General features: G+C 68.9%; 15 protein-coding genes. 8 read left to right on the forward strand and 7 right to left on the reverse strand.

Annotated features, from left to right (window positions below):
• Window positions 1-51 precede the first annotated feature (51 nt).
• Window positions 52-1,749, forward strand: a complete 1,698-nt coding sequence (locus tag ACFWX1_RS33135) for a GMC oxidoreductase (RefSeq protein ID WP_378393696.1) — start codon at window positions 52-54, stop codon at window positions 1,747-1,749.
• 69 nt (window positions 1,750-1,818) lie between these two features.
• On the opposite strand, the gene ACFWX1_RS33140 is transcribed toward ACFWX1_RS33135, so the two are convergent.
• Window positions 1,819-3,300 (reverse strand): chitinase, encoded by a 1,482-nt coding sequence (locus ACFWX1_RS33140; protein WP_378393697.1) that lies wholly within the window; start codon window positions 3,298-3,300, stop codon window positions 1,819-1,821.
• A gap of 177 nt (window positions 3,301-3,477) precedes the next feature.
• Between ACFWX1_RS33140 and ACFWX1_RS33145 the strand changes: the two genes are divergently transcribed.
• Entirely contained in the window at window positions 3,478-5,871 is a 2,394-nt protein-coding gene (locus tag ACFWX1_RS33145; RefSeq protein ID WP_378393698.1) for a Tex family protein, read from the forward strand.
• A gap of 75 nt (window positions 5,872-5,946) precedes the next feature.
• Here the strand turns inward: ACFWX1_RS33145 and ACFWX1_RS33150 are convergent, their stop codons facing one another.
• Entirely contained in the window at window positions 5,947-6,519 is a 573-nt protein-coding gene (locus ACFWX1_RS33150; RefSeq protein WP_378393699.1) for a pYEATS domain-containing protein, read from the reverse strand.
• Between the two features lie 69 nt (window positions 6,520-6,588).
• Window positions 6,589-6,915 (reverse strand): hypothetical protein, encoded by a 327-nt coding sequence (locus ACFWX1_RS33155; RefSeq protein ID WP_378393700.1) that lies wholly within the window; start codon window positions 6,913-6,915, stop codon window positions 6,589-6,591.
• 129 nt (window positions 6,916-7,044) lie between these two features.
• Between ACFWX1_RS33155 and ACFWX1_RS33160 the strand changes: the two genes are divergently transcribed.
• The 5 genes from ACFWX1_RS33160 to vanY-N all read left to right on the forward strand — a co-directional run bounded on the left by ACFWX1_RS33160 (window position 7,045) and on the right by vanY-N (window position 9,901).
• The gene (locus ACFWX1_RS33160) at window positions 7,045-7,869 is read left to right on the forward strand and encodes a helix-turn-helix transcriptional regulator (protein ID WP_378393701.1); all 825 of its coding nucleotides are present in this window, start codon (window positions 7,045-7,047) and stop codon (window positions 7,867-7,869) included.
• A 6-nt stretch (window positions 7,870-7,875) separates the two neighbouring features.
• The gene (locus tag ACFWX1_RS33165; RefSeq protein ID WP_378393702.1) at window positions 7,876-8,154 is read left to right on the forward strand and encodes a DUF397 domain-containing protein; all 279 of its coding nucleotides are present in this window, start codon (window positions 7,876-7,878) and stop codon (window positions 8,152-8,154) included.
• On the forward strand, window positions 8,151-8,687 hold the full coding sequence (locus ACFWX1_RS33170) for an AAA family ATPase (protein ID WP_378393703.1): 537 nt from the start codon (window positions 8,151-8,153) through the stop codon (window positions 8,685-8,687). The genes ACFWX1_RS33165 and ACFWX1_RS33170 overlap by 4 nt, the downstream gene beginning before the upstream one ends.
• On the forward strand, window positions 8,684-9,103 hold the full coding sequence (locus ACFWX1_RS33175; protein ID WP_378393704.1) for an ester cyclase: 420 nt from the start codon (window positions 8,684-8,686) through the stop codon (window positions 9,101-9,103). The genes ACFWX1_RS33170 and ACFWX1_RS33175 overlap by 4 nt, the downstream gene beginning before the upstream one ends.
• A gap of 240 nt (window positions 9,104-9,343) precedes the next feature.
• Complete coding sequence (gene vanY-N / locus ACFWX1_RS33180) at window positions 9,344-9,901, forward strand: D,D-peptidase/D,D-carboxypeptidase VanY-N (RefSeq protein ID WP_378393705.1); 558 nt, start codon at window positions 9,344-9,346, stop codon at window positions 9,899-9,901.
• Here the strand turns inward: vanY-N and ACFWX1_RS33185 are convergent.
• The 4 genes from ACFWX1_RS33185 to ACFWX1_RS33200 all read right to left on the reverse strand — a co-directional run bounded on the left by ACFWX1_RS33185 (window position 9,891) and on the right by ACFWX1_RS33200 (window position 14,172).
• Window positions 9,891-10,667 carry a DUF6338 family protein gene (locus ACFWX1_RS33185; RefSeq protein ID WP_378393706.1) on the reverse strand — a complete coding sequence of 259 codons (777 nt, stop codon included), beginning with the start codon at window positions 10,665-10,667 and terminating at the stop codon, window positions 9,891-9,893. The genes vanY-N and ACFWX1_RS33185 overlap by 11 nt on opposite strands.
• 3 nt (window positions 10,668-10,670) lie before the next feature.
• On the reverse strand, window positions 10,671-10,877 hold the full coding sequence (locus ACFWX1_RS33190) for a hypothetical protein (protein ID WP_378393707.1): 207 nt from the start codon (window positions 10,875-10,877) through the stop codon (window positions 10,671-10,673).
• Window positions 10,878-10,950: 73 nt separating this feature from the next.
• Entirely contained in the window at window positions 10,951-12,348 is a 1,398-nt protein-coding gene (locus tag ACFWX1_RS33195; RefSeq protein ID WP_378393708.1) for an alpha/beta hydrolase, read from the reverse strand.
• A 102-nt stretch (window positions 12,349-12,450) separates the two neighbouring features.
• The gene (locus tag ACFWX1_RS33200; RefSeq protein WP_378393709.1) at window positions 12,451-14,172 is read right to left on the reverse strand and encodes an acyl-CoA dehydrogenase; all 1,722 of its coding nucleotides are present in this window, start codon (window positions 14,170-14,172) and stop codon (window positions 12,451-12,453) included.
• A 243-nt stretch (window positions 14,173-14,415) separates the two neighbouring features.
• On the opposite strand from ACFWX1_RS33200, the gene ACFWX1_RS33205 reads away from it, so the two are divergent.
• Window positions 14,416-16,005 (forward strand): DEAD/DEAH box helicase, encoded by a 1,590-nt coding sequence (locus tag ACFWX1_RS33205; RefSeq protein WP_378393710.1) that lies wholly within the window; start codon window positions 14,416-14,418, stop codon window positions 16,003-16,005.
• Window positions 16,006-16,056 lie beyond the last annotated feature (51 nt).

The raw sequence follows: 16,056 nt of genomic DNA on the forward strand, positions 1-16,056 counted from the left end.
TATCATGCGCCAAAGAGGACTCAACACTGTCTCGCGAAGCGAGTCGATCGCATGAACGCCTTCGACTACGACGTCCTGGTCATCGGCTCGGGGTTCGGCGGCAGTGTCACGGCGTTGCGGCTGACCGAGAAGGGCTACCGCGTCGGTGTGCTGGAGACCGGCCGCCGCTTCGCCGACCACGAGTTCGCGAAGACTTCGTGGCGGGTCCGGAAGTACTTGTGGGCGCCCAAATTCGGCTGCTTCGGCATCCAGCGGCTGACGCTGCTCAAGAACACGTTCGTGATGAGCGGCTCCGGCGTCGGCGGTGGTTCGCTCGTCTACGCCAACACGCTCTACGAGCCGCCCGACGCCTTCTACCGGGACCCGCAGTGGGCGCACATCACCGACTGGAAGTCCGAGCTCGCGCCGTACTACGACCAGGCCAAGCGCATGCTCGGCGTCGTCGAGAACCCCGCGACGACCCCGGCCGACCGGGTGCTGCGCGAGGTCGCGGACGACATGGGCATCGGCCACACCTACCATCGCACGCCGGTCGGCGTGTACTTCGGCGAGACGGGCACGAAACCCGGCGAGGTGCCGGATCCGTTCTTCGGTGGTGCCGGGCCCGCCCGACACACCTGCACGTTGTGCGGCGAGTGCATGACCGGCTGCCGTGTCGGGGCGAAGAACACCACCGTCAAGAACTACCTCTACCTGGCCGAACGCGCCGGCGCCGAGGTGCGTCCGCTGACCACTGCGGTGTCGGTGCGGCCGATCGACGGCGGATACGCGGTCGGCACCGAACGTACCGGCCGGTGGATTCGCAAGCAGCGGCGGACGTTCACCGCCGAGCAGGTCGTGTTCGCGGCCGCTTCCCTTGGTACGCAACGGCTTCTGCATCGGCTGCGGGACACCGGCGCGTTACCGGGGGTGTCGGAGCGGCTCGGGTTGCTGGCGCGTACGAACTCCGAGGCGGTGCTCGCGGCGAAGTCGCTTCGCAAGGACAACGACTTCACCCGCGGTGTCGCGATCACGTCGTCGATCCATCCGGACGCGGTGACCCACGTCGAGCCGGTGCGCTACGGCAAGGGCAGCAACTTCATGAGCCTCCTGACCACCGTGCTGGTCGACGCCGAAACCGGCAAACGACGCTGGGTGCTCGGCCTGCGGCAGCTCCGGAAGCAGTGGCGGGACCTCGTCAGGCTGCACGACCCGCGGCACTGGTCGGAGCGGACGGTCGGGCTGCTGGTGATGCAGACGCTGAACAACTCCGTGACCACGTATACGAAACGGGGCCTGTTCGGCCGTCACATGAGCACGAAACAGGGGGAGGGCGAGCCGAACCCGGAGTGGATCCCGGCCGGGCACGAGATCGCGCGGCGGGTCGCGGAAAAGATCGACGGGCTGCCGCAGGGCGCCTGGACGGAGCTGGCGAACATCCCGGTCACCGGGCATTTCATCGGCGGCTGCGCGATCGGCGACTCGGCAGGCAGCGGCGTCGTCGATCCGTATCAGCGGCTGTTCGGGCATCCGGGGCTGCACGTCGCGGACGGTTCGGCGATCTCGGCGAACCTCGGCGTGAACCCGTCGCTGACGATCACCGCGCAGGCCGAGCGCGCGATGTCCTTCTGGCCCAACAAAGGCGAGGCCGACCCGCGCCCGCCGCTCGGCTCCGCCTACCGGCGGCTCGCCCCGGTCGCCCCGAAGAACCCCGTCGTCCCCGGCGACGCCCCCGGTGCCCTCCGCCTCCCGATCATCCCCGCTTCCTGAAGGTCTCTGAAGGCCACCATGAGGGACTTGAACGCCCTCATGGTGGCCTTCAGAGACTTGGGCGACGGGTTACGGCAGGCCGTCGAGGCCGGAGCGGACGGTGTTGGCGAAGGAGTAGCCGTTCGAGGCGTCCCAGTTGATCGACCAGGTCATCGCGCCGCGGATGTCCGGGTACGTCGCCGGCGGCTTGAAGTTCCCGCACGAGGAGCCCTTGGCCAGGCAGTTCAGCGCCGACACGGTGTTCGACGGCGACTGGTACCCGCCACCGGCCGCCCGAGACGACGCGGGCAGGCCGAGTCCGACCTGGTCCGCGCGCAGGCCGCCCTTGAGCTGGATGCAGGCGAGCCCGGTCAGGAAGTCGACCGTGCCCTGCGAGTAGACGTTCCCGTCGCACCCGTTCATCGCGCCGCTGTTGTAGTACTGCATGTTCACCACGGTCAGGATGTCCTTGACGTTCAGCGCCAGCTGGAAATACCCACCGGACGTCGACTGCATGTCGATGGTCTGCGGCGCCATGGTGATCACCGTGCCGCCACCGGCGTGGATGCTGCGCAGCGCCGAACCCATGTACGTCGCGCTGATGCCGTTCTCCAGGTCGATGTCGACGCCGTCGAAGCCGTACTGCGCGATCAGCGACTTCATGCTGCTCGCGAAGTTCGCCGCCGCCGAGGAATCGCCGACGCTGATCGTGCCCTTCTCACCGCCGACGGAGAGGATCACCTTCTGGCCGCGCGACTGGAGCGTCTTGATGTCGGCCTTGAACTGCGCGTCGGTGTACCCGCCGAGCTGCGAGGAAAGCCCGGGGTCGAGGGTGAACGTGACCCCGCCGCGGTTGCCAGGATCGGCGTCGGCGAAGGCCACGGCGACGATGTTGTAGCTGCTCGGGACGTCGGCCAGTTTCAACGCCTTCGCGCCGTTGTAGAAGTTCTGCCAGTAGCCGGTCAGTACGTGCTTGGGCAGCGAGCCGGTCGGCGGCGTGGTGGTGGTCGTGGTCGGCGGCGTCGTGGGAGCCGTGGTGGGCGTCGTCGGAGTGGTCGGTGTCGTCGTCGGCGGCGTGCCGGGGCCGTCGAGGTTGACGTCGTCGGCGTAGTACGCGGGCTGCCCGTACCAGCCGTGCAGATACACCGTGACCTGCGTCGACGCGCCGGTGGTGAAGCTCAGCGACAGCTGCTGCCAGCCGGACGCGCCCGGCGTCCAGGTGCTGGTGTCCGAGCCACCGGTGCCGGAAACACCGAGGTAGACGTAGCTGCCCTGCACCCACGCCGACAGCTTGTACGCGGTGTTCGCCTGCACGGTGACGGTCTGGGAGCACTGGGCGTTGTCCTGGCCCGCCGGGGTCGCGCTCAACGCGCCCTGGCCGCTGTGCACCGGGCTGCCCACCACGGCGGACGTGCCGGTGCAGGACCAACCGGAAAGCGTCCCGGCCTCGAATCCCGGGTTGGACAGGATGTTCGCCGCGGAAGCGCTTCCACTCAGCGTGAGCGTGACGCCGAGACACAGCGCGAGCGTGGAAAAGAGGGCGAGGAGAGCGTTCCTGGGTTTGAGGACCACGTTGGCCTCCACGAATGGGTGAACTGAGTCCCCTCAAAGTGGACTAGACCAATATGGGTGTCAAGGGAGTAGCCCGGGAGGCCCAGTCCGAACGTCGCACCGGCCGGACGGCACAATGCTGGATCAGGACGGTGCAGGATCAGAGCACACATCCATAGGCGGAGCAGGAGCGTGGCAGTGAGCGTGCAGTCGGTCGAGCAGAAGATCGCCGAAGAGCTGGGGGTGCGCGAGGGGCAGGTCAAGGCCGCGGTCGACCTGCTCGACGGCGGTTCGACGGTGCCGTTCATCGCCCGGTACCGCAAGGAAGTCACCGGCATGCTCGACGACGCGCAGCTGCGCACGCTCGAGGAGCGCCTGCGTTACCTGCGTGAGCTGGACGAACGCCGCGTCGCGGTGCTCGATTCGATCCGCACCCAGGGCAAGCTCACCGACGAGTTGGAGGCGCAGATCCTCGCGGCGGACACGAAGTCCCGCCTGGAGGACATCTACCTCCCGTACAAGCCGAAGCGCCGCACCAAGGCCCAGATCGCCCGCGAGGCCGGGCTCGAGCCCCTCGCGGACGGGCTGCTCGGCGACCCGAACACCGACCCGCAGGCCGCCGCCGCGGTGTTCGTCGACGCCGAAAAGGGCGTCGCGGACGCGCAGGCCGCGCTCGACGGCGCCCGCGCGATCCTCGTCGAGCGCTTCGCCGAGGACGCCGACCTCATCGGCGAACTGCGCGAGAAGATGTGGACGCAGGGGCGGCTCGCCTCCAAGGTCCGCGAGGGCAAGGCCGAGGCCGGCGCGAAGTTCGCCGACTACTTCGAGTTCGACGAGCCCTTCACCAAGCTCCCCTCGCACCGCATCCTCGCGATGTTCCGCGGTGAGAAGGAAGAAATCCTCGACCTGACCATGGAGGCCGAGGAGCCCAGCGACGAGCCGCGCGTCGGGCCGACAGAGTACGAGCAGCGCATCGCGCAGCGCTTCGGCATCTCCAACGAGGGCCGCCCCGGTGACAAGTGGCTCGCCGACACCGTGCGCTGGGCCTGGCGCACCAAGATCCTCCTGCACCTGGGCATCGACCTGCGGATGCGGCTGCGCCAGTCGGCCGAGGACGACGCCGTCCGCGTGTTCGCGGCCAACCTGCGCGACCTGCTGCTCGCCGCCCCCGCCGGGACCCGCGCGACGATGGGCCTCGACCCCGGCTTCCGCACCGGCGTCAAGGTCGCGGTCGTCGACGCGACCGGCAAGGTCGTCGCGACCCACACGATCTACCCGCACCAGCCCGCGAACAAGTGGGACGCCTCGATCGCCGAACTCGCCGCGCTCTGTGCCCGGCACAAGGTCGACCTGATCTCGATCGGCAACGGCACCGCGTCCCGCGAGACCGACAAGCTCGCCGGCGAGCTGATCAAGAAGTACCCGGACCTGAAGCTGACGAAGGTCGTCGTGTCCGAGGCCGGGGCGTCGGTGTACTCCGCGTCCGCGTTCGCCTCGCAGGAGCTCCCGGAGCTCGACGTTTCCCTGCGTGGCGCGGTTTCCATCGCGCGGCGGCTGCAGGATCCGCTTGCCGAGCTGGTCAAGATCGACCCGAAGTCGATCGGTGTCGGGCAGTACCAGCACGACCTTTCCGAGGTTTCGCTGTCGCGCTCGCTCGACGCCGTCGTCGAGGACTGTGTGAACGCCGTCGGCGTCGACCTCAACACCGCGTCCGCTCCCCTGCTGAGCCGCGTTTCCGGCATCACGACGGGGCTCGCCGAGAACATCGTCGGCCACCGCGACCAGCACGGACCGTTCCGCTCGCGGACCGCGCTCAAGGACGTCGCGCGGCTCGGCCCGAAGGCGTTCGAGCAGTGCGCCGGCTTCCTGCGGATCCCGGACGGCGACGACCCGCTCGACTCCTCGTCCGTGCACCCCGAGGCCTACCCGGTGGTGCGGCGGATCCTGTCGACCACCGGCTCGGACATCCGCGAGCTGATCGGCAACACGCGGACGCTGCAGAAGCTGCGCCCGGCGGATTTCGTGGACGACACCTTCGGGCTCCCGACCGTCACCGACATCCTGTCCGAATTGGACAAACCGGGTCGCGACCCGCGTCCCGCCTTCAAGACCGCGACCTTCGTGGACGGCGTCGAGAAGATCTCCGACCTCAAGCCGGGCATGACGCTGGAGGGTGTGGTCACGAACGTCGCCGCGTTCGGCGCGTTCATCGACGTCGGCGTGCACCAGGACGGTCTCGCGCACGTTTCCGCGCTGTCGAAGAACTTCGTCAAGGACCCGCGTGAGGTCGTGAAGCCGGGCGACATCGTGAAGTGCAAGGTCCTCGACGTCGACGTGCCGCGCAAGCGGATCTCCCTGACGCTGCGCCTCGACGACGAGCCCGGCGCCGGCGGCACGAGCGGCCAGGATCGTCGCGGTGGCGGCGGTCAGGGTGGTGGCCGCCAGGGCGGCGGCGGTGGTCGTGGTCAGGGCGGCGGCCAGGGCCAGCGCCGCGGCGGCCAGCAGGGCGGCCGTGGTGGTGGCCGCGGCGGCGACTTCGGCGGGGGCGGCGCCATGGCCGACGCCCTCCGCCGCGCGGGCTACAAGAAGTAGGTCTCAAGTCTCTGAAGGCCACCTTGAGGGCGTTAAAGTCCCTCATGGTGGCCTTCAGAGACCTTCGCACGCCGGTCAGAAGTTGAGGTAGCGCTCCAGGTGCAGCGGGGTGGGCTGGCCGTCCAGGTGGACGTCGGCGCGGAGGGCGAACATGCCCCAGGCCGCCGTCGTGAGTTCGAACTTCGTCGCCCGGTCCGTGACGGTCCGGATCGGGTCGTAGAAGGTCGGATGCAGGTAATAGACGACCTTGGTGACACGGTCGAGATCGCTGTCCTCCTCGCCTTCGAGGAAAACGCGAATGCGGAAGTACCGGTAGTCGCCCCTGTCCAGGGACGTGTCGCGATGCGCCGTGTGGACCAGATGGAACCGGGACAGCGGCTCGACGTCGATGTGCGGCTGAGACTTCACGGGCTCCTCCCCGTCCAGCGCCGGTTGCGCGCCTGGCTGCGGTTCCTCTCCGGAGGGTGCCGCCGGAGACTCCGCCCTGAGCTTCACCCCGCCCGGACCGACCTCGAGATGATCACCCTTCGCGACACGCTCGTTGACCGACTTGAGGAGCGTCCGGATCGCGGAGCGGAAGGCGAACACCAGCAGCGCGATGAAGATCGGCCAGATCAGGCTCTGCAGGAGCGGTATCCAGTCCTTCATCCAGGCTCCCCTCACACCCCGGCCCACGCGTCGACGGCCGAAACTAGCAGTCGGGCGGCGCGGACGGCATCAACTTCCGGTGTCGAGCCGGACCAGTTCGAGGGTGGACTGGTCGCCGAGGACGGCGAGCAGGGAATCGGGTGAACTGAACGTACCGTGTATCCGGCTGTCAACGGACTGGGCCATCAGGTGATCGTCGAATTCGAGGCCCCACGCGATGAGGGCGCAGTCGTGGCCGCGCTCGTCCTCGGCGAACGAGCACACCGCGAAGCGCTTCGGCGGGTTGTCGCGCGCCCAGGTACGCATCATGGCGCCCGCCTGATCGCGGGTCAGGCGTACCGTGAGCGGGGTCCGCGCGGCTTCCCGGGCGATGGAGCGGTCTTCCTCAGGTGTCATGGTTCATCACCCTGCCATCGGGTGACGCGTCTCAGTACATGAAACAGGGCATCCGATCGTGTGATAGCGCGGAGCGCATCATCGCTGGTGAGATCGGGTGCCATGACAAGGAAACACGGTTCCGCCCGGATGCGCAGCCTGGCCCACGATCTGGCGGCGCTGCGAGCCGCCGCGGGACTGAACACGCGGGACGCGGCGAAGAAGCTCGGCATGTCGGCCGCGACCTTGAACCGGCTGGAGAACGGCGGCAAGGAGATCGAGCCGGAGCACGTGGCCGCGCTGTGCGTGGTCTACGGAGTGATCGGCCCCGAGCGCGAACGCCTCATGGCCATGTCGCGGGAACAGCATCTGCCGGGCTGGTGGGAGACGAGCGGAACCCCCCTGCCCGAACAACTTCCGGCCCTCATCCGCTTCGAAGCCGACGCGACACGGATCGTTCACGTCGCCATGCTGCGCATTCCTGGTTTGCTTCAGACCGCCGAGTATTGCCGCGCGATCATGGCGGCCACCGGCGTGGTCGGCACGGAGCGCGAGGCGATGGTCGCGACCCGCCTAGGACGACAGGCCGTGCTTTCCAAAGCACGGCCCCCGACTTACTTGGCGATCATCGACGAAGCAGCGCTGCGCAGGCCCGTCGGCGATCGCGCGGTCATGATCGCGCAGTTGCAGCACATCATCGATGTGGCCACGGCGAAGCCACACGTGGACGTGCGGGTGGTCCCGTTTTCCCTGGGTTCGCACACCGGGGTCGACGGGACGTATGTGGTGCTGGAGTTCGCCAAGGACCGCACCATCGTTTACCTGGAACACAAGCGGTCCTCGCTCTTCTTGGACGAGCCCGAGGAGGTGGACCCGTTTCACGAGGCAACCGATACGCTGATCCAGACAGCGCTGGGACCAGCCGATTCGGTGAAGTTCCTCGCCTCGGTTGCAGCGGACTACGGCAAAGGGTGAAACACGATGAGCCTCGTTGACGCTCGGTGGCACAAGTCCAGCTACAGCGGCTCGCAAGGTGAATGCGTCGAGGTGGCATGGTTCAAGTCCAGTCACAGCGGCTCACAGACCAACTGCGTCGAGGTGGGATGGGCCAAGTCCAGCCACAGCGGCACGCAGACAGAGTGTGTCGAGGTGGCCGTATCACCGGGCATTGTCGGAGTCCGTGACACCAAGGATCGCCAAGGCGGGACGCTGACCGTCCCGGCCGCCGCGTGGTCCGCGTTCCTGAAAGCGCAGCGTTGAGCCAAGTCATCATCCTCACCGGACCGCCCGGCGCCGGTAAGAGCACCATCGCCCGTCTTCTCGCCGACGCCGTCTCCCCCAGCGTCCACCTGCACACGGACGACTTCTACGCCTACATCCGCAACGGCGCGATCCTCCCCTACCTGCCCGAAGCCCAGCAGCAGAACGAGGTCGTCACCGACGTCCTCGCGCAGGCCGCGGCCGGGTACGCGCGGGGCGGGTACGAGGTGTTCTGCGACGGCGTCGTCGGGCCCTGGTTCCTCGACCCGTTCCGCGCCGCCGCCGAACAGCACGGCGTCCCACTGCACTACGTCGTCCTGCGGCCGGACGAGGCCACCACCGTGCACCGCGCCAGCGGCCGGGGCACCGACGAGCTGACCGATCCGGAGCCCGTCCGCGCGATGCACCGGCAGTTCGCCGACCTCGGCGAGCTGGAGCACCACGCCGTCGACTCCACCGGTCTCGGCGCGGAGGCCACGGCCACCGCGGTCCGGGACGTCATCGCCAAGGGATCGCACCTCCTCAAACCATGACGCCCGACGAGATGGACGCGGTGTTCGACGCCTTCGTCCGCGCGCACCGCGCCCAGGATGTCGATGGCCTGCTCGCGCTGTTCGCCGAGGACGCCGAGTACGAGGTCGTCGGGGACATCTACGGGCGAAGACGTGGCCACGAGTCGATCCGGCGGCGCTACGAAGACGCGTTCGACGAGTTCGGCGAAAACTCCCTGACCGTCCTCCGGCGCGCGTATGGCGAGAACCTGCTCGTGACCGAAAGCCTCATGACCGCGACGGCCATCGGAACCATCTTCGGCGTCGAGGGCGGCGGGCGGACAGTGGAGTACCGGCTGATGCACCTGTGCGAGTTTTCCGGCGGGCTCATCCGCAGGCACTGCGTCTGGGTCGACGCGTCCGAGCTGTTCTCCCAGCTTCTCGCCCCGAAGGAGTAGCACTAACACCGCAGACGCGTAGCACCTGGCCAGGTTGCTTTTCGCTTTCCCGCCTTGCCCGTTCGGGCTTCCCTGACGACCGATTCGGCCGAATCGCTTGTGGGCCGTGCCGCCCGCTGCTGACGATGCGATCAGGCACGGGCTTCCGGGCCGTCGGGGAAAGGGTATTGCGGTGGCGGAGACTGCACAAGCACAGGTGAGACGATTCGCGCGCTTCGAGCGGCGCAGGTGGTGGGCACCGTGAGCGAGCAGCGCACCACTCCGCGTCCGGCTCGCGACCGGGCCTTCGCCGTGATAACCCTTGTGCTGGCGGCGTTCCTGCTGCCGATCGCGTTCGCCGGACGTCCCGGGTGCGCCCGCGAGCTGGCCTGCCAGTGGGCACTCCGCCTGCGTTTCCCCGCCGAGGACCTCGGTGGACTCGCCGACGACGCCAAGGCCGCCTTCATCGCGGCACGCACCGAGGCGCTCTGGGGCCACGGCCAGCTTCTCGGCCTCACCTCGGGCTACCGTGATCACCAGACGCAGCAACAACTTTTCGACGAGGAGGTGCGCCGCTCCGGCTCGTCGGCCTCGGCGCGCACACTCGTGCTGCCGCCCTCGGAATCCAGCCACGTCAAGGGCGTCGCGCTGGACGTTCGCCCGCGCGAAGGCGCTCTGTGGCTCGAAGAACACGGTGCGCGCTACGACCTCTACCGCACCTACGACAACGAGTGGTGGCACTTCGAGCACTGGCCGGAACACGCGCCCCGGCCGCTCCCCCACCCCGGTGTCGGGGCCGCTCAGCCGGTCAACGCCTGACGAGCCCGGAAACCAGCAGCGCCACGAGGATCAGCAGCGCTGTGCACGACGCAGTCTGCCAGGCATGGCGCATCAGGAAGCCCGCGAAGCGGCGAGCCGGGCCGGCCGCGCGGACGGGCTCGGGTGAACCGACGTAGGCTGCGGCGATCGTGCGGATTTCGGCGCCGGGCAGCACGAGCGTCTGCCAGTCCTCCTCCAGGGCTTCCGCTTCCTCCGCCTCCGGCTGCCGGATCGACAACGGCGCGGTGAGCACCAGATCGCGTTTGGCCGGATCGGACTCCGTCGAGTAACCCGCCGAGTAGCCGGTGATCGTGGTCCCGTCCTTGAGCTGCACGCTGAGAAACACCCGGACGCCCGGCACCGCAAGCCGGTCGAACACGTTGTGCCACGCCGTTTCCTGCAAAATTCGGCGAGCGGCGTCCGGGGTCAGGAGATCGTGCGTGGCGACCGCGAAGCACAAGGCGAGCAGCACCACGGCAACCAGCGATATGAGGGTCAGGACCGGGTTCGCCGCCACGTACTTCGCGGTGTCGCGCAGCAGTGCCGGAAGGTCCGCCGCCGCGCCGGGGACGACCGCACCGAGCACGGCCACGAGCGTGACCGCCACCCCGCTGAACACCACACCGGTGAACAACACCCGGCTGATCTCGACGAAGGTGCTCTCTTCACGGCGCAGCCGGGTCGTCTGCCAGAGCAGTTCGAACGCGATACCCGGCGCCACCATCAGCAGGAAGACGACAACCGCGGCGGTGGTCGACGGGACCACGGACTACTTCGGCTCTGGTGGTTCCGGCGGCTTGGGCGGCTGCGCGGGCCGGGACGGCGGCCGGGCCACGGCCTTCACCTGGGTCTCGAACGGCACGTAGGACCCAGGGGGCGGCACATCGCGGCGGTCGGCCTCGGTTTTCTCGGGCACTTTCCCGGGCGCCGGCGCCCTGGGATCGATCGGGACCGGGATTTCCTCTTCGTCGCTCATCACAGCCTCCCCGCTGTACGTCGATCGAGCCGTTATACCACGACGGACAGCGTTCAGGCAGTCACCTACAAGGTCACGAACCCACCAGATACGCGATCTCGCGGCGCTGGACGGCTTCGTCGTTGAAGTAGCCGGTGTGGCCGATACCGTTCCAGGTCAGCAGTTTCGCCCCGGCGATCTGGCTCGCGAGGCCGACAGCCCACGGGTGCGGCGTCGCCGGATCGTGTTCACCGCCGACGACGAGAATCGGCGGCGTGCCGCGCACCGGCGTCGGGCCCCACGGGTTCGCGGGCCGGACGGGCCAGCCGAGGCAGCCCGCCTGGACGTCCCAGCCTTCGACGTAACCTCCGGTCACTGGGGCGATCCGGCGCGCTTCCCTTTCCCGCGCGGCGAAATCCGCGAAGCCGCGGACGTCCGAGGGGAAGTCGTGGCAGGCGATGACCCGGTAGGCGGCGTCGTTTCCTTTCACCCGGGCGAAAATCCCCGCGTCGGGATCGGGCGCGACGGCACCGCTGATCGCTTCCGCCAGTTCCTTCCACCGCCCCGGCACCTCGGTGAGCGCCGAGTAGGTGCCGTAGCCGATCTGGTCCGCGGTCGCGCCGTCCGGGAATTCCCTTGAAGGAATCGGCTTTTCGGCGGCCCTTTCGAGCAGCGCGCGGTATTCGGCGATGACGTTTCTGCCGTGCATCGCGCAACTCTTCTCGGCGTCGCACCAGGCGGCGAACTTCCCGAAGACGTCGTCGGTGACGCGGGCCTCGTCGGCAGCCATCCGACGCGAGCCGATGGTGTGGTCGACAGCGCCGTCGAGCACCGCGGCGCGTACGCGCGCCGGGTAGAGCTGCGCGTAGGTGGCGCCGAGCAGAGTGCCGTAGGACAGGCCGAGCCAGGTGACCTTGTCGACGCCGAGCGCGATCCGAACCGCCTCGACGTCCCTGGCGGTGCTGATCGTGTCCACGTGGTCGATCAACGGGCCGGTCGCTCGCCGGCACCCTTCGCCGACATCGCGGTTGTAGGCGACCAGCCGGTCGTATTCGGCGCGGTTACGCGGAAACTGGCTGATCTTCGGGTTCAGCGTCGGCTTCTCGCAGGCGATCGCGGGCACGCTCTCGCCGACACCGCGCGGGTCCATGCCGACGATGTCGAACCGGTCCCGCAACTCCTGCGGGAAGAACTCGGCCGGCGCGTCGCGGACCAGCGGCACCGCGGCGCCGCCCGGCCCGCCGGGGTTGACGAACAACGTCCCGGCCCGGCGCGCGGGGTCGGCGGCCTTGAGGCGGCTCAGCGCCAGCGTGATCCGTGGCCCGCCGGGATTCGCCCAGTCCAGCGGCACGCGCAGCGACGCGCATTCGGCCCCGTAGTCCCCGCAGTTCCGCCAGGCGATCCCGGTCTCGGTGGCCTCCGCGGTGGCGGGGGCGACGGCCAGCGCCGCCCCCGTCGTCGCGGTCAGTACCAGTGCCCACAGCCGTCGCATGCGTCTCCCCGATCTCCCCGATTACGGGCGATCATGGGGTACCGCGGTACGCGACGTCATCAGCCTGCGGGATGAGCCGCACTCGGGGATTCCCCTGAGGGATTACGGATTCATGGCGTAGGCGCCGGAGAGGCCGCGGACCTGGGTCCACACGCGGTCGAAGCGCTCGGCGTCCACGACCGGCTTGCGGACCGACGCCAGCGCCAGAGCCTGCTGTGCCTCGGTCGAACTCGCCTTGCCGTTGAGGTCGACCGCGGCGACGCTGAAGTCCTGCACCAGCACGGCGAAGATCTGGTCGATGACGTCGGTTTCCAGCCCGGTGATCTCGGCCTGTTCGAGGATCAGCTGGCCGTAGACGATCAGCGTGAACAGCTCGGTCAGCGCGAGGCCGAAGTCGAGATCCGCCTGCTGCGTCTCGTCCGGGGTGGCCTCGGTCAGCAGCTTCACCAGGTAACCGGCCTGCTCGGTGAAGAGCACGACGTTCGGGACGGTGGAGAACTTTTCGTACGCCTCGCGCCAGTTGTGGAAGCGGACCTTCGACAGGCCGCGCGCGGGGCCCTGGCGGAAGAGGAACTCGTCGTCCGCGGCGTCGGTGCGGGTGGGCACCGGCGCGTAGTCCTGCGGGGCGAAGAGGTAGGCGGGCATGAACTTCGCGATGAGCGCGAGGTTCACCGCGACGGTGCCCTCCAGCTTGGGCAGGCCGTCGATGTCGTTCTTCGCCATCGCGAGGTAGGTGTCGGCCTCGAAACCCTTGGCCGCCACCACATCCGCGACCAGGCCGATGACGCGCTGTGCCTCGGTGGTCACCTTCATCTTGGTGATCGGGTTGAACAGCAGGTAGCGGCGGTCGTCCGGGTTGGCCGAGCGGAAGTAGTCCACGGCGCGGTCGGAGAACAGCTTCATCGCGGTCAGCCGCGCGTACGCCTCGACGAATTCCCTGCGCACGTGCGGGAAATCGGTCACCGGCTTGCCGTAGAGGACGCGGTTGTGCGCGTGCGTGATCGCCTCGTACAGCGAGTGCGTCGACATCCCGATGCCGCCGAAGCACAGGTTGAACTTGCCGATGTTGACCGTGTTCAGCGCCGCGCTGAACGCCTCCGCGCCGACGTGCAGGATGTCCTCGGCGCGCACCGGGTAGTCCTCGAGCCGGAATTCGGCGACGTACATCTGCGACGGCACCACGTTCTTGACCACGTGGTAGTTCGGGTGGTTCGAGTCGGCGTAGAAGAACACGTACTGCTCGGGGCCTTCGATACCCTCGATGCGGCCGAAGACCGACACGGTCTGCGCGCAGTTCCCGTTGCCGATGTAGTACTTCGAGCCGGTGGCGCGGTAGCCGCCGTCACCGTCCGGCGTGAGCACCATGTCGGAGGAGTAGATGTCCGCGCCATGGTCCTTTTCGGACAGTCCGAACGCACCGACACCGCCGGCGGCCAGCGCGTCGGCGGCGCGCTTGCGGGCGGCCTCGTTCGAGCTCTGCCACACCGGGCCGAGGCCGAGGATCGTGACCTGCCACGGGTACCAGTAGTTCAGCCCGTAGAAGCCGAGAATTTCCGACAGCGCGGCGACGCGGCTGGTGTCCCACCGCTTGTCCGGGTTCCCGTCGGCGTTCGCGGCAGGCGTCAGGAACGTCGAAAAGAGACCCTCCTTCCCGGCGAACTCCAGGAAGTCGGCGTAGAACGTCCGCGCGTGGTAGTCCTCGGCGAGCTTGCGCTTGCCGCGCTGCTCGAACCAATCGATGGTGGCACGCAGCAGGCGGCGCGTTTCCGCGTCGAAGTGCTTCGGGTCGTAGGTACCCGGGTTCAGCAACTGCGCCGTGCTCATCCACGCTCCCGAAGTGTGTGACGTTACTAAGCGGTAACTTAGCAAGCGGGACCGGTGCGGGCAATCTCACGTGCTGGGCGCCACCCTCACCCGATATACTGATCACGCGGTCCGCTCAGTTCTGCCTCGGACCGCGTCTACACGTTGTTCAGTGACCACGCGCCGCGACCACGGGGTCTGCGCCGGGCAGGACAACCCTTCTCAGCAAACGGAGAAACAGGGCGCCGCGCGCCCGTACCCACGATGAACGTACCGACTTTCGCCGAACTCGGCCTGCCTGCCTCGCTGGTGCGCGCGCTGGCCGAGCAGGGCATCACCACCCCGTTCCCGATCCAGGCCGCCACCCTGCCGCACGCGCTCGCCGGGCGCGACGTGCTCGGCCGCGGCCGCACCGGCTCCGGCAAGACCTACGGCTTCGTGCTGCCGGTCCTCGCCCGGCTCGCCGCCAACCCCGCCAAACGCCGCCCGGGACGTCCGCGCGCGCTGATCCTCGCGCCCACCCGTGAGCTGGTGACGCAGATCGAGGCGTCGATCCTCCCGCTCGGCAAGGCGCTGGGCCTGCGCACGATGACCGTCTTCGGCGGCGTCAGCGCGAACCCGCAGATCTCGAAGCTGCGCGATGGCGTCGACATCGTCGTCGCCTGCCCCGGCAGGCTCGCCGACCACATGCGGTCGGGCGTCGCCAAGCTCGACGACGTCGAGATCACCGTGCTCGACGAGGCCGACCACATGGCCGACCTCGGATTCCTGCCCGAGGTCCGGCGCATCATGGCCGCGACGCCGGAGCGCGGGCAGCGGCTGCTGTTCTCGGCGACGCTGGACGCCGGCGTCGACGTGCTGGTCAAGAAGTTCATGGACGACCCGGTGCTGCACAGCGTCGACTCGGCGCAGTCGCCGGTTTCGACCATGACCCACCACGTGCTGCACGTCGAGGAGACGCACCGGCTGCCGGTGCTCGTCGACCTGACCGCCGCGCCGGGCCGGACGCTGGTGTTCACCCGGACCAAGCACCGTGCGAAGGCGCTGACCCGCAAGCTCAACGCGTCCGGGGTCCCGGCCGTCGAGCTGCACGGCAACCTCGGGCAGAACGCGCGGACGCGCAATCTGGAAGCGTTCTCCTCCGGGTCGGCGAAGACGCTGGTGGCCACCGACATCGCGGCCCGCGGCATCCACGTCGACGACGTCACGCTGGTTATCCACGCGGATCCGCCGGTCGAGCACAAGGCATACCTGCACCGCTCGGGCCGAACGGCGCGGGCGGGCGCGTCCGGCACCGTGATCACGCTGATGACCGACGAGCAGGTCCGCGACGTCCGCGACCTGGCCCGCAAGGCCGGGATCAAGCCGACCACCACGCAACTCGGCCCCGGTCACCCGCTGCTGGCCGAGCTGGCGCCCGGCGAGCGGACGCTGGTCAAGCAGGTGCGTCCGGTGGTCGACAACCGGCCGAAGAAGGTGTCGGCCTCCGGCGCCGCGAAGCCGGCGAGCCGCCGGTCCGAGGGCAATCGCGGCGGGCAGCGTTCGCGAGCGGCGGGGCAGGCTCGGCGGGAGGAGCAACAGGGGCGTTCGGGCGGTCAGGGTCGCTCGGGCGGCCAGGGCCGTGGTCGCGGGCAGTCGCAGGGCGGCTCGGCGCGGCAGGGTTCGCAGCGGCAGGGTGCTGAGCGCGGTGCCCAGCGGCAGGGTTCGCAGCGTCAGGGTTTGCAGCGTCAGGCCGAGGGCCGCGGTGGTGCGGCGTCGCGTAGCAGGGCGGCCTCGTCCGGCGGCGCGCGCCGGGGCGGCGCCGCCGCGTTCTCGGCGGGCACCCGCGCCGGTTCCCGCCGCACCGGCAGGTAGGTCTTAGCGGTCCGTGGGGGCCTCCTTGAGGGACCCTGAGTCCCTCAAGGA

The sequence above is a fragment of the Amycolatopsis sp. NPDC059021 genome (assembly GCF_042739895.1).
In the GTDB taxonomy this organism is placed as follows: domain Bacteria; phylum Actinomycetota; class Actinomycetes; order Mycobacteriales; family Pseudonocardiaceae; genus Amycolatopsis.

Coding starts and splice junctions, on each gene's coding strand:
- ACFWX1_RS33165 (WP_378393702.1), top strand. CDS start 7,876: ATGAGCCTCGTTGACGCTCGGTGGCACAAGTCCAGCTACAGCGGCTCG.
- ACFWX1_RS33195 (WP_378393708.1), bottom strand. CDS start 12,348: ATGCGACGGCTGTGGGCACTGGTACTGACCGCGACGACGGGGGCGGCG.
- ACFWX1_RS33200 (WP_378393709.1), bottom strand. CDS start 14,172: ATGAGCACGGCGCAGTTGCTGAACCCGGGTACCTACGACCCGAAGCAC.
- ACFWX1_RS33135 (WP_378393696.1), top strand. CDS start 52: ATGAACGCCTTCGACTACGACGTCCTGGTCATCGGCTCGGGGTTCGGC.
- ACFWX1_RS33175 (WP_378393704.1), top strand. CDS start 8,684: ATGACGCCCGACGAGATGGACGCGGTGTTCGACGCCTTCGTCCGCGCG.
- ACFWX1_RS33205 (WP_378393710.1), top strand. CDS start 14,416: ATGAACGTACCGACTTTCGCCGAACTCGGCCTGCCTGCCTCGCTGGTG.
- ACFWX1_RS33155 (WP_378393700.1), bottom strand. CDS start 6,915: ATGACACCTGAGGAAGACCGCTCCATCGCCCGGGAAGCCGCGCGGACC.
- ACFWX1_RS33150 (WP_378393699.1), bottom strand. CDS start 6,519: ATGAAGGACTGGATACCGCTCCTGCAGAGCCTGATCTGGCCGATCTTC.
- ACFWX1_RS33160 (WP_378393701.1), top strand. CDS start 7,045: ATGCGCAGCCTGGCCCACGATCTGGCGGCGCTGCGAGCCGCCGCGGGA.
- ACFWX1_RS33190 (WP_378393707.1), bottom strand. CDS start 10,877: ATGAGCGACGAAGAGGAAATCCCGGTCCCGATCGATCCCAGGGCGCCG.